The sequence below is a fragment of the Mucilaginibacter angelicae genome, from assembly GCF_042434235.1.
Taxonomy (GTDB): domain Bacteria; phylum Bacteroidota; class Bacteroidia; order Sphingobacteriales; family Sphingobacteriaceae; genus Mucilaginibacter; species Mucilaginibacter angelicae.
Map to the genome: position 1 here is coordinate 136,806 of NZ_JBHLTS010000078.1, position 13,405 is coordinate 150,210.

Consider the following 13,405-nt stretch of genomic DNA (forward strand, 5'->3'; position numbering starts at 1 on the left):
ATTTATGTCAATGATTAATAGCCCGGGTTCTGGATCAGTTCAGGCGATTTGGCTACTTCGCTTTGCGGGAAAGGCCACAGGTACATCGCTTTACGGAAATTGCGTTTGCGCACATCAAACTGTTTGTATGCTACGGTAGCACCGTCACGATCAACTTCCATACCCTTAGTAGTAATGTTATCAGTTTGGTCGGCAATTTTCCAGCGGCGCACATCCCAGAAACGGTGTTCTTCAAAAGCAAGCTCAATACGGCGTTCATTTTGAATAGCCGCGCGCATTTCGGCCTGGTTTAAACCTGTTGGTAACTGATATGGATTTAAACCGGCTCTTTGGCGGATGGCCTCAACTGCTGAATACACCTGGGCTGTAGGGCCCTCATACTCATTAGCGGCCTCAGCATAGTTCAACAGGATCTCGGCATAACGGATCAGCGGAAGGCAACGGGCTGTGCGGTGCTCAAAATCATTCGCCACTGCAGCCGGATCAAGCATTTTATTGGTGTAGTATCCGGTAGAAGTGCCAACATGCACGGCATCGGGCCCGGTTGTATTTCCGTTGTATTTGCCAACAAAAATATTGATAGGCGATGTGCCCGACGAGAGCCTGATTTGTAAAGGAGTTTGGTCATGAATAATGCTGTAATTCAAGCGTGGATCCCGGTTAGCATACGGATCGTTAGGGTTGTAATTTGATGTTGGGTCGGTTATAGCTTTACCATTGCTCATCGGGAAAGCATCTACCAGTCCTTGTAAAGGAAACGCGCCATTTTTACCGGTACGGGTTGGTGGTTGCCATAAGTTCTCCAGATCCACATTGTCCGTTGGGCGCATGAGCTGAAAAATATATTCAGTATTTACACGCTTGGTAAACAGCTTTTGAAAACCGAAACCGGGGGCTGTGGCATTGTCTACATTTAAACTGTACATTCCCGTTGAGATAACCGCAGCAGCAGCCTGCTCAGCCAATTGCCAGCGTTTAGGATCATTGTCCGGATAGCCAGCCAATCCAACAGTCTTCCCTTCGCCTATCGACATTCCATTAAACAGCGGACTTGCGGCATACAACAACACCCTTGATTTTAAAGCGAGACAAGCCCCCTTGGATGCACGGCCATAATTTACACCAGATTGTACAGTAGGCAGATCTTGTCCGGCTGCGTCACATTCCGCAAGGATATAGTTTACGCAATCGGCATAAGTGTTGCGGGCTGCAGGGATCTTATCGGTATAGGTATAAATGCTATCGCCAAGCAAATGAACGCCTCCATAGTGTTTTACTAATATGGAATAATACCATGCACGTAAAAATCGTGCCTCAGCTTTCATTTGTGTTTTAACAAAGTTATTGATGGGCGCCTTGGGCAAGTTTTTAAGTAATTGATTTACCGACCGGATATTAGTATAGCAGGTTTTATAAGCATCGTCAGTAACTACGGCCGCATTGATGGTACCGGTTTCGAAGGCCAGCGCAGTTGAACCTGCCGAAGCAGATACCTCGGCTTCATCGGATGCGGCATCGATACCACCGTTAGGCGTGGGAGAAAGTATTGGCCCGTAAGTAAACCTGCCTGCCGCCGCGCTGAAACCAACGTTACTATAAATACCGGCTAAAAATGATACGGTATTGGCGCTATCGGTAAACACCGTTCCTTCGGTGAGATTTGATGTTTGTGTTTGCCCCAGGAAACCATCCTTTTTACACGAAGTAAAAAACAGGAAGCCCCCCAAAACCGAATAAGCAAGAACTTTGAAGTAAAGTTTTTTCATACTATAGGGTTAGTTAACATCACGCTTCGACAGAGAGAAGACATAAAATCGTTTTAGCAATTCTATATTTTAAACTGCGGGAGCTAAAGTTTAAAAACTATTTATTAATTGGTTTATAATTCAGATGTTGAAATCTGACACTAATATAGTTTATAAAAACGATTTAGCAAATTTTTCGCGCTATTTTTTTATATTTTCCAAAATTGCAATTTATAAGCCTGAATTTTAACAATTACAACATTTACAATCGGTTGAAAATGTTGTAATTGTTATTATAGAAGTCCTACCTATTTTATCCCGTTAAAAAAACGACTAAAAAACAATGCCTGGTAGTTGATGGAATTGCCCCAAAACTCCCAGGTATGCGCTCCCGGCCGCACGGTATAATCATGCGGTACTTTGCGCTCAAGCAGTTTTTCGTGCAGTTCCTGGTTTGCCTGGTAAAGAAAATCATCATATCCAACATCAAATGTAATGGCAAGCGAGTTTGGCTTTAACAGGTAAATGAGGTTCACCACACTGTTTTGCTCCCACCTGTCCGGGTGTTCGCTGTATTTACCCAAAACGCGTTCTATGCCAAAACTATCCGGAAAGGGTCTGATATCAACCGCACCACTCATGCTGCCGGCTGCACCAAATTTATCTAAATGCTTAAAAGCTAAAAACAAAGCACCGTGGCCGCCCATGCTTAAACCGGTTATAGCCCTCCCCTTTCGATCGGTTATGGTTGAATAATGTTTATCAACCCAATTCACCAGCTCCGTACCTACATAGGTTTCATATTGCGAATCCTTAACTATTGAGCTGTCAAAATACCAGCCTGCAAAATCACCATCGGCACAAACTACAATAAAATGATAGGTATCTGCCAGGCCGGCAACAGCGGGGACTTTTTTTATCCAGTCGCTGTAATTACCGCTGAAGCCGTGCAACAGGTAAAGTACCGGGAACTTTTTGGTATTTGAATAGTCGGCAGGCTTAATTACCACCGCCTTAATATCCTTGTTCATTGCGGTACTGTGGGTCAGCACCGTATCAACCGTTGCTGCTGCAGCTTTGAAACAGCAGGCAGCAAGGCCAATAAATAACGGAATAAAGAATAACTTTTTAATATCCATTTGTATATAGTGATTTTATTTTGAGGCGATTATGGTAATGCGATGGCTTTGCGGCTTATTTATCGCATAGATCTGATCGGTAAGTACGTCCATTTCTTTTTGCCATGCATCACGCAGGCTTTTGTAACGGGCACGGGTATAATTGTCTTTATTGCCGTTAACAAAAATGTCCTTTTTGGCGTATTTGCTTATGGTATCCATAGCCGCATTGGTATCGTGAAATAACAAGCCTTTGCCCTTCAAAAAGTCAAATTGCATCCATACGTACATCCGTAAACGCCTTTCAATGTCCCAGCGCTCCTCGTTCAGTTCCCTGATTTGGATAGCCTGCTGATATTGAGGTGTGATAGTGATCTCGGCCATGTTAATGCCCGTGCTCAATTGCTCGGCGGACCAGCTACCCATTTTTTCGCCATCGATAAGTACATCGTAATTGGCAGTTTTTAATCCTTTAACCGCAAGCAATTCCCGGTTCATTTCTTTGGTAAAGGACACAACCTTAAGTGCATCCGCTTGTTTTTTTCGGTTCCCCCAACCACGCGGAATAGTATCAATAGGATAAGGCAGTGAATTTGCGAGGTAGTTGAACGATACCGAATCTGCCGAAGAGGTTACATTACTCACTTTACAATTAATTGTCTTAACAGCCTTTTTACTTTTAGCATCCACAGCTACATCAGCCACCACTTTGTTGCTGAAACCCTGCGCCTTTAAGAAAAGATAGGCCATTACCAGGTGTCCGTCATTATCAGGGTGTACCCTGTCATTAGGCGTTAAGCTGAAAGTTGAATCTTTGGCTTGCTCACGCAGGTTGATCTCTGTCATAGGGTGATAAAAATCAACATAGCCCCAATTATTCCTTTTAGCAGCATCGCGCTGAAAATCTATCACTTTTGAAAAAGCAGCGCTTTTTTTAGGATAAATGTTTTTGTTGGAGAACTTACTGGTTTCGTCATAAGGAGAACCGAGGATAAAGATCTTACCAATGTCGGGACGTTGCTTCAGTTTGTTTTCCAGCAGCGCATAATTGTCATATGAGCCCTGGATCCTTTTATCCATAACATCCTGGGCATCGGCGCGGTACCATTCAAAATAGCCGGTATCGTTCATACCCCAGGTGAGGGTTAACACAGTCGGTTTTTTGCTGAATACGTCATCCTCAAAACGATCGTTGATCTGCCCTACTACATCGCCGCCTATGCCCGCGTTAACACAGGTTATCCGCATATTGGGGAACCGTGTCATGTAATACAGCCAGATGTACGAGTGGTAATGGCCCCCATCGGTAATGCTGTTGCCAACAAAAACCACCCTGTCGCCGGCGTGAAATGGAGCTATGCTTTGGGCAATTACTGCTCCCCGCGTTGCTATCAGTACTAATAATAAAATCAACTTTTTCATTAACTGTTAATTATAATGTGTTCAGCAAAAAATAAATTCAAAATACAGGCAATATTTATAAAATCGATTTAGCAATTCTGTTTAAAAAATCAGCCTCATCTTTTCTCATACCCTAAATTATCAGATCCCCCAGTTTTTATTTGGTGTTGCTCCCATGCTCAATTCAAGTGTACCGCCTGCGGTGATATCTTTATAGTCTATATAACATTTATTGTAGACCTTGCCATTAAGCTTTGCCTCTTGTATGTAAATATTTTTTGCCGAATTATTATTGGCAATAATGGTAAACGTTTTACCCTTAGCATATTTAGGATCAAGCTTTAGCGTTACCTTGTTAAATACCGGGCTTGTGATTTCATGCCTCGTATCGCCGGGGCAAACCGGATGTAAACCGCTTGCAGCCAGCACATACCAGGCCGACATCTGCCCTACATCCTCATTACCAACCAGGCCCTCAACAGAGTTTTTATAAGCGCGACGACAGATCTCCCGCGTCCATTTTTGGGTGAGCCATGGTGCACCAAGGCGATTGTAAAGGAAGGGTACATGATGTACAGGTTCGTTGGAGTGATTATAGTAATCGTTCCACATCATGTTATCAGGTGTTTTTTCAAACAAGTTATTCAGATCGGCAATTACCTTTTCACGACCGCCCATCAGTTTAGCCATGCCATCTACATCCTGCGGTACAAACCAGCCTTGCTGATAAGGATTACTCTCAATACAGCCATACCACTGTTTGATACGCCCTTCTGCAGGCCATGGCAGCCAGTTACCGGTACTATCTTTCGGCCTGAACCAGCCTTTATCAGTATCAAAAATATTTTTGAAGGCTTCACCACGTATCGCGTATTTATCGGCATCCTGAGGTTTATTAAGCCCTTTTGCCAATTGCGCTACACACCAGTCATTATAGGCATATTCAAGTGTATAACTGATGCTGGTATTGCCGGGAGTAAAACCTTTATCGCCATTACCAAATTTCTCAACCGTGCCTACAGCCAATTTATAAGCATCTGGAACATTATAATTACGGATGCCTTTTGCGTAAGCATCGGCCATGACAACTACGGCCGGGTTGCCAAGCATACAGCCGCTATAGGCATTCAACAACTCCCAACGCTCCAGATAGTCTTTATTTTTTTCGTTAGCAAGCGTAACCAACGAGTTAACCAAATCATTAACCAACGATGGATTGATGATGGTTTGTAAAGGCATCTGGCTTCTGAAAACATCCCATCCGCTAAAAATGGTGCGTTTTTTAAAAGTAGTAGTATGATGCACCTTGCCATCGCCGCCCATATATTGCCCTGTAACGTCGCTCACAATCCGCGGATCGATCATAGTATGATATAGCGCAGTATAAAACACCGTTTTTTGCTCGGCCGTTCCGCCCTGGATACTTACTTTTGATAAAGCATTGTTCCATAGGTTAACGGTTTGCTGGTGTACTGCGTCGAAATTCCAGTCTTTTATTTCGGTTTGTAAATTAGCTTTGGCACCGGCTATACTCACAAATGAAATGCCTGCTTTGAGCAATACCTGCTCATTGGCCTTAGTGGCAAATTCAGTATAAAAACCAAGATGTTTTCCCTGCTTTTCTTTCAGGCCTTTAATTATTTCGGCATGAGCTACGCGTTCCTGGTATTTATCGCCGGTAACATCATCCAGCTTGCGGCTCCACTCGTCAGGGATCTCAGCACTCCAAATGCCATAGTTTTTAAGCGGCTTACTGAATTGCGCGTAAAAATATACCGTATAATCAGCATGACCGTCACCATTGCCCCAGCCGCCGCCATCAGGTGTGCATTTCATAAAGCCTTCAATGGTATGGTCATCAACAACTTTTACATATTGCAATGTTGATGTTCCCCCTACCCTCCGGGCCAGATCTATCTGAATGCGCGACTGCTTGTTTTGAGGAAAAGTGAAACGTAATATACCGCTGTGAGGCGCTGCGGTAGCTTCGGCTTTAATATTATTATCGGTTAACTGAACACTGTAATACCCGGCCGATGCTTTTTCGCTGCTTTTGTCGTAAGCTGAGCGGTAGCCAATACCCGTAGTACCCATTTTGCCGGCACTGGTCTTTATTGGTCCGGCTGTAGGCATCACCAAAAAGTTCCCCAGGTCGCCGTACCAGCCAATGCCGCTCATTTGGGTAAAGGCAAAGCCTTCAATACTTTTATGTTCGTAGCTGTAGCCTGAGCCATTGTCGCCTCCGGTTATGGTATTAGGGCTTAACTGTACCAATCCGTAAGGTGTGGCAGCACCCGGAAAAGTTTTACCCAAGCCATGATAAACCCCGGCCCCATCGGCACTTGTACTGGCACCTATAAATGGGTTAACGTAAGAAGCCGCGTTTTGCGCTTTCAGCACAGTTGCCGAACCAAGCGACAAGCCCGTGGCAAATACGGTTATTAAACATTTTTTTAAGGCTGATAACGTAGTTATGCTCATAATAGTTGTACCGGTTTTATGGTTTAAGATCTGGCAAGCCGAAACTGTGATTTATTATCGACAAAAAGCTTCATTTACCGTAAGTTTTTTATGACAGATAAACCTTCAGAATTTAAAAATTGACCGGTATTTATTAATTGGTTATTGCACGACCAAATTATATAATAAAATCGATTTAGCAAATTTTTGTTAAATTTTATTTTTAACTGCTACAAACACAAAGCAACAAAAATAAGCTGCCTTAAGATTGAAATTGTATTTTCCTATCTTTATACATCACTTTTTGTATTGTTTGCAATAGTTACATTCCTGAACTAATGAGCTATGGACCTGATTCAGTATATCAATTCCAAAATTAAATTTAATGCTGAAGAATGCGCTGCTATAAACGCTGCTTTCAAAAAGGAATTTCATCCTAAAGGCACCTGCCTCGTACAACCGGATAACCGATCGCCCAAAGTTTATTTTATTGAAGAAGGCCTGGTAAGGTTGTTCTACATCAACCAGGAAGGAAAGGATATTACACATTTCTTTTTTGATGAAAACAATTTTACTATGTCTGTAGAAAGTGTTTATTTCAACAACCCGGACCCTTATGGCAGGGAGGTTTTAGAAGACTCTACTTTGCGGATAATCCACTTTAAAGAGTTTGCAGACTTGTTTGAAAAGATCACACCATTTAGAACTTTCTGTTTCCTGGTAGCCATGGGAATGCTGAAACGGTTTTCGGACAGGCTTTTTTCACTGCAGTTCCAAACGGCGGAACAACGTTACAAATACTTTACAGATAATTATCACAATATCTTATTAAGAGCCCCGCTCGGGGACGTAGCCTCTTACCTGGGTATCACTCAGCAAACACTGAGCGTTATCCGGGGCAAAAAATAATTTCCTGCTCTTTTCATTTTTCAAGATAGATTAAAAACCCTCTCCTGTTCCTTCCCGTACTTTGCGTTATAAAATTATTGGATCATGCAAGCATATATTTCAATTCAGGGTTTTGGCGTACATCATGTATTTTTTGCAGATGATTTAGGTATTGCATCCATCTTCTATGGTTTAAAAAGCAAATTGGGCGAAGCAAAATACCAGCATATTTCCCTTGTTATTGCTCAATAGATAAGCAGCACAACTATCCTACCGCATGGCAATTTCAGATTTGAAATTTTAACCGGGCAGTAAAACAAAACCCCTATTAAATTCAAACAGCGGCTGTGTTTTAAGACAGTCGCTGTTTGAAACTGTTGTAACCAACTTTAGTTTTCTTCAGTATATTTCTTAAAATTGTTAAGAATTGCCTGCCATCCGTTTTTTTGCATTTCGAGAGAGTTTTGCTCTTCCGGGTCGAATGTTACTTCAACTTCGGTTTGGTTACCATGCGCATTGAAGGCAACAGAAGCCTGCCTTCCGTTTGGCATAGTATAGGTAAACTTTTCACCATCAACAATTTCATCATAAGTAGCTTCAAAGTCAAAACCGAAACTTCCGTCTTTAGCTTCCATGCGTGCCGAGTACTTTCCGCCTATCCGCATATCGTTCGATGCAGAAGGGCATTGCCATGAAGGGTCGGCAAAGTTCCATTTTGTAATATATTCGGGATTGGTATAATAGTCCCAAACTTTTTTAACATCTGCATTTACAGTGGCGGTAACGGTGATCTTGTTGCTCATTTTTATTTTTTTAAGGTTAGTAATAATTGATCAAGTTTTTCGAGCGTTGCCATCATTCCCTGTTCCATGCCCATTTGGATAACTGTTTCCAAATCTGACAGTGATTTATAGGTAACAATGGTTTCCACCAAAGCGTTTTCTTCCATGTCGGTAAAATTTACAAGCCACTCCGCGCGGGGCAGGTCCTCATTTATTTCGCCTTCTGCATTGCTGAAAGCATCTAATGCTGTATAGTAGTCAATCGGTTTAATGGTCAGATATGCTGTCAAGCCCCAATATTCTGTTCCGTTTGGTTCAACCATTGCATAATGCCAGTGACCGCCTTCGCTAAAATCCATCGATTTTGTTTTGGTGGTTAGCGGAGCGGGTGCAAACCATTGGTCAAGCAATTCGCTTTTGGTATAACAGTCCCAAACCAATTGCCTGTCGGCTAAAAATTCACGCCTGATAGTCAGCGTATTTTTTTCTTTGTCTGCAATAAAATCAAAATGCAAGTTGTTTTTCATTTTTGTTGTTTTTTTAGGATTGATAAAAGGTTGTCGAGTTGCAGGAACCGGGTTTCCCAAATTTTTCGGAATTGTTCCAGCCATTTGTCTATTTCTTTCATTTTGTCAATTTCAAGTAGATAATAAATCTCCCGCCCCTGGTGCTGCTGTTTCACCAGTTCGCATTCGGTTAAAATCCTCAGGTGTTTTGAAATTGCCTGCCGCGTAGTGTCAAAATGCTCGGCAATAGCGTTAGGTGTCATTGCCTGTAATGCAATTAAGGCGATGATAGCCCTCCGTGTGGGATCAGCAACAGCCTGAAAAATGTCTCTTCTCATTGAAGTGTCGTTTACGTACTGGTTACGTAAGGCTAACCAGCTTTTATAACAAGAAATTATTTCCTGATCATGGGCAGGTATTTTTCCCAATTTTCGATAATTACCCAAATAATAATTGCAATCATTACCAATACAATAGGTAACCCTGATGGGGCCATATAGATATTGGATAATAAAATACCTGTTAAAATAGGTACAAGCACAACTGCACCAAGCGCCCTTGTACGCGGAATGATCAATAATAACCCGCCTAAAACTTCCGCTGCTCCCACCAACGGCATAAGCCACCCTATTTCCATATAGGCTTGCATTACTTTCACCATATTTTGGGGCATATCCTTGGGCATTGGCATATAGTTTAAGAACTTATTAAGGCCCGCGTTAATAAACATCAGCCCGGTTAACAGGCATAAAACAAATAAGATTTTACTTTTCATAATTTTTAAATTTAAAATAGGAAACTGATTGGTTGCAATATATACGCAACCAATCAGTTTCGCAAATTTATTTGAAAAAAATTTAGAAGATTAAAATTCGGAGTAATTAGTAAATCAAGTAATTACCGGGAAATCCTGGTGATCTGTAACTGCAAATTACACTTTTTTTATTTTTTTAAAATCTTTTCCGGGCTCAATCGTCTGCTTATAGAGATACAGGTTTGTTGTATCTACTATATATAAATGGCAAAAAGACTTCCTCTGATTATCCTGCTTTGGCTGGGTACCGATTTCTACTTTTATCAGGTTGTACAAACCCTTGTTAGTTCCGGCACATTATTATGGTGCTATTGGCTCATCGATCTATTGTTAATGGCAGGCATAGTTGCGGCAATTTTTGTACAGCGCGGTTCACGCATGCAACAAACGCTGATAGCCTGGCTAATGGGGTTAATGCTGCTGGCTTTTGTTCCGCGATTATTTTCGTTGCCGGTTTTATTGGTTGAAGATATTACCCGCCTGTTTCGAGGGTTTCCGCCGAGGGCATTTTGGGTAAGTGAACTCACTTTGGCTATAGCTGCCATAATTTTTCTGATCGTGTTGTTTGGCATTACACGCGGGCGGCATTTTTACCGGGTAAGACGTGAAACGATTTTGTTTCCGGACCTGCCAGAAGCTTTTGACGGATTTACCATTACACAGATCACAGATGTTCACTCCGGTAGCTTTACCAATGCAGCAGGCGTGCAAAAAGGTCTGGAACTGGTCAATGCGCAGCAAAGCGACGTTATTCTGTTCACCGGTGATCTGGTCAATAACCAGGCTTCTGAAATGGACAGGTGGATCCCTGCATTTGCCGGACTGAAAGCACCCATGGGAAAATTTTCAGTACTTGGAAACCATGACTATGGCGATTATATCCAATGGGAAAGCCCGAAGGCCAAAAGCACTAACCTTGCCCGATTGAAAGAAGTGCACTCAGAGATCGGCTTTCGCCTGTTGCTGGACGAGGCAATCACGCTTCAAAAAAACGGTCAGTCCATTACCCTGTTGGGTGTGGAAAACTGGGGTAAAGGCGGTTTTCATCAATACGGAGACCTTAAGAAAGCAGCCGCCCATGTCCCCGATGAGGCCTTCAAAATCCTGATGTCGCATGATCCATCACATTGGGAGGGTGTAACGCTTGATCATCATCAGCATATCCACCTTACCCTATCGGGGCATACACATGGCATGCAGTTCGGCATTGAGTTGTTTGGCTTTAAGTGGAGCCCCATCAAATACGTATACAAGCAATGGGCCGGGCTTTACCGGCGCGAAGGGCGTTTTCTATACGTTAACCGGGGATTTGGCTTCCTGGGGTTAAAAGGCCGTATCGGCATGTGGCCGGAGGTGGCAGTGATCACTTTAAAGCAAAAGTAAGTTTCTGTAACACATTTGCTTGGTTAAAACAAGCTGCCCGATTGATATTTGAGACCAGCATCCATATATTGTTATTTGTAAATACTTCCGGTTAAAATCCACAGCGATAGTAAAGTCCATCGATATTGCTGTATTATCCATTTTTTAATGATAGCAGTTGATTTAAATTTGATTGCTGTACTATGCAAGCTGCTTATGAAAAATCTCGCAGCAGCTATTCTATATTTCGGCTTTTAATTGACCATTTATTACAACTTAACCAATACCAAAGCATGATGACCTACGGGGTAAAAAATCCCAAATACGTTATAATTAGGCCATATCTGAATAATAACTCCATTTACAACCGACAGATGAAAAACAGATTTATTTATTGCTCTTTAAGCTTAATAGTGCTTGAAATATTTTTTTTAACAGCAAATTGCCTGGCTCAAACAAAAGCACTCTACGTACAGTCTGAAGATCACCTGAACAAAATCACATTGTCGCTAACCGGCGATGGAAAGCTATCTTACAATGTAACCCGGAGAAACAAAACAATAATTGCCGACTCTCCTCTTGGCCTGAGTTGCGATGATCAGGATTTTACGTCAGGGTTATCAGTTGTTGAAGTTTCAACCGTTCAAAAAACAAGAGAACAATATGAGTTAAAGGTAGGAAATAACAAAAGTGTAGATCATGTTCTTGAAAACAGGAGCATAACTTTTAAAAATGGACAAGGGGCATTGATGATAATTGACCTTGTTGCCGGAAAAGAAGGCGTGGCTTTTCGCTACCGGTTTCAGGATGGGGATAAAAAAGCGCGGATAATAAAAGATGAAATTACAGGTTTTCATATTGTACAAAATTCAAACGGCTGGATGGAGCCGTATGACAAGGCGGGCGATTATACGCCAGGGTATGAAGATTTTTACCTGAATGTAAATTCGGGCGACCCTATCGTTAATTCACGCAACCCTGCTGTAGGTTGGTGTATGCCAGCCCTTTTCAACGTAAATGACAAAAAAAGCTGGGTGTTGATTGCGGAATCCGGAACAGATGGCTCCTACCCTGGCTGTCATTTACAGCCCGATTCTAAAGGCGGAATCTATCACATTGCGTTTGCGGAAAAAGACGAGAAGTACACCCTTCCTTTAGCCAATAAAGAACATGCTTATCCCGAGTCAAATCTTCCATGGGTTATGCCTTGGAGAGCTATTATTATAGGAGATCAGGCCGGAGATATATTGCTGTCAACTTTGATCACTGATCTTGCCCCTGCTTCAAAAATTGAAGACACTTCCTGGATAGAACCGGGTAAAGCCGCATGGGCATGGTGGTCACACCCGGATGATCATTCGCCAGAGATTTATAATGAATTTACAGATCTTTCAGCCTCCTTAGGCTTTAAGTATACACTCTTTGATGCCGGCTGGGAAAAAGCTAACAGAGATGGAAAGATTATTGACCATGCTATATCTAAAGGGATTAAACCATTGGTTTGGGGTTATTCATCAGAGTATTTTGATCCTGAAAAAAGGAAGACAAGATTTAAGCAGCTGGCCGGAATGGGGGTTAAAGGAGTTAAGATAGATTTTTGGTGCTCAGACAGGCAGGAAGTAATGGCAGCTATACAATCAGTTTTTGAAGATGCGGCTAAAGAGCACTTATTGGTAAACCTTCACGGCACTACAGTTCCGAGGGGTTGGCAAAGAACCTGGCCAAATTATATGACAGCCGAAGCCATATTGGGAACAGAGAGCTATTTTTATGAGCCGAGATTTCCTGAAAAAGCTGCAGAACAAAACACGGTTTTACCTTTTACAAGAAATGTGGCAGGCCCCGTTGACTATACCCCCTTTGCATTAACCATAAGAAAGTTCCCTCGTTTAAACACAGCAGTTCATGAACTTGCCACAGCCATGACCTATACATCGGGGATCATTCATTTTGCAGATTCAAAAGAGGTATTTGATTCACTCCCTGTTGAGGTTAGGAATTTGTTTAAAGGTATGCCCGCTACATGGGATAAAACGGAATATATTATAGCCGAACCAGGTAAATCAATAGTGCTCAACCGGCAAAAAGGTGTACTTAATTATATAGTGGGTATAAATGGCACCAACGACAAACTACCTATTACACTGGATCTCAAAAAATGGGGCAAGGGATTTTCTAAGTTCAGATTAATATCAGAAGGAAAGGATCAGTTAATGACATTCAATGTGCAAACGTATTCGATCAGTTCCAATTGGTTGTACACACTGGCCCCTAAGGGAGGCTTTGTTATTCAATTTATTAATTAACTTCATAGTCGAACCGCTGAAAT

At 42.1% G+C, this 13,405-nt stretch carries 12 protein-coding genes; 4 read left to right on the top strand and 8 right to left on the bottom strand.

The window, feature by feature from the left end; all coding sequences use genetic code 11:
* Positions 1-14: 14 nt before the first annotated feature.
* The 4 genes from ACFFGT_RS28810 to ACFFGT_RS28825 form a co-directional block, all read right to left on the bottom strand.
* A complete protein-coding gene (locus ACFFGT_RS28810) occupies positions 15-1,766 on the bottom strand; it encodes a RagB/SusD family nutrient uptake outer membrane protein (protein WP_377025978.1) in 1,752 nt (583 codons plus the stop codon).
* Positions 1,767-2,053: 287 nt separating this feature from the next.
* Positions 2,054-2,884, bottom strand: a complete 831-nt coding sequence (locus ACFFGT_RS28815; RefSeq protein ID WP_377025979.1) for an alpha/beta hydrolase — start codon at positions 2,882-2,884, stop codon at positions 2,054-2,056.
* A 15-nt stretch (positions 2,885-2,899) separates the two neighbouring features.
* Positions 2,900-4,285: an SGNH/GDSL hydrolase family protein gene (locus ACFFGT_RS28820; protein WP_377025980.1), complete on the bottom strand. Its 1,386-nt coding sequence runs from the start codon at positions 4,283-4,285 to the stop codon at positions 2,900-2,902.
* A 120-nt stretch (positions 4,286-4,405) separates the two neighbouring features.
* Positions 4,406-6,745 carry a GH92 family glycosyl hydrolase gene (locus tag ACFFGT_RS28825; protein ID WP_377025981.1) on the bottom strand — a complete coding sequence of 780 codons (2,340 nt, stop codon included), beginning with the start codon at positions 6,743-6,745 and terminating at the stop codon, positions 4,406-4,408.
* Between the two features lie 324 nt (positions 6,746-7,069).
* Between ACFFGT_RS28825 and ACFFGT_RS28830 the strand changes: the two genes are divergently transcribed.
* Entirely contained in the window at positions 7,070-7,633 is a 564-nt protein-coding gene (locus ACFFGT_RS28830) for a Crp/Fnr family transcriptional regulator (protein ID WP_377025982.1), read from the top strand.
* An 84-nt stretch (positions 7,634-7,717) separates the two neighbouring features.
* Positions 7,718-7,864: a hypothetical protein gene (locus ACFFGT_RS28835; RefSeq protein WP_377025983.1), complete on the top strand. Its 147-nt coding sequence runs from the start codon at positions 7,718-7,720 to the stop codon at positions 7,862-7,864.
* A gap of 137 nt (positions 7,865-8,001) precedes the next feature.
* On the opposite strand, the gene ACFFGT_RS28840 is transcribed toward ACFFGT_RS28835, so the two are convergent.
* The 4 genes from ACFFGT_RS28840 to ACFFGT_RS28855 are packed head-to-tail and all read right to left on the bottom strand — an operon-like array spanning position 8,002 to position 9,675.
* Positions 8,002-8,415 (bottom strand): SRPBCC family protein, encoded by a 414-nt coding sequence (locus ACFFGT_RS28840; RefSeq protein ID WP_377025984.1) that lies wholly within the window; start codon positions 8,413-8,415, stop codon positions 8,002-8,004.
* Positions 8,416-8,417: 2 nt separating this feature from the next.
* Positions 8,418-8,921 (bottom strand): SRPBCC family protein, encoded by a 504-nt coding sequence (locus ACFFGT_RS28845; protein WP_377025985.1) that lies wholly within the window; start codon positions 8,919-8,921, stop codon positions 8,418-8,420.
* Positions 8,918-9,238 carry an ArsR/SmtB family transcription factor gene (locus tag ACFFGT_RS28850; RefSeq protein WP_377025986.1) on the bottom strand — a complete coding sequence of 107 codons (321 nt, stop codon included), beginning with the start codon at positions 9,236-9,238 and terminating at the stop codon, positions 8,918-8,920. Before ACFFGT_RS28850 ends, ACFFGT_RS28845 begins: the two co-directional genes overlap by 4 nt.
* Before the next feature lie 56 nt (positions 9,239-9,294).
* Positions 9,295-9,675, bottom strand: a complete 381-nt coding sequence (locus tag ACFFGT_RS28855; RefSeq protein ID WP_377025987.1) for a DoxX family membrane protein — start codon at positions 9,673-9,675, stop codon at positions 9,295-9,297.
* A gap of 243 nt (positions 9,676-9,918) precedes the next feature.
* On the opposite strand from ACFFGT_RS28855, the gene ACFFGT_RS28860 reads away from it, so the two are divergent.
* Together ACFFGT_RS28860 and ACFFGT_RS28865 are read left to right on the top strand one after the other, a co-directional pair.
* The gene (locus ACFFGT_RS28860) at positions 9,919-11,097 is read left to right on the top strand and encodes a metallophosphoesterase (RefSeq protein ID WP_377025988.1); all 1,179 of its coding nucleotides are present in this window, start codon (positions 9,919-9,921) and stop codon (positions 11,095-11,097) included.
* 353 nt (positions 11,098-11,450) lie between these two features.
* Positions 11,451-13,382 (top strand): glycoside hydrolase family 97 protein, encoded by a 1,932-nt coding sequence (locus ACFFGT_RS28865; RefSeq protein ID WP_377025989.1) that lies wholly within the window; start codon positions 11,451-11,453, stop codon positions 13,380-13,382.
* Positions 13,383-13,405: the final 23 nt, after the last annotated feature.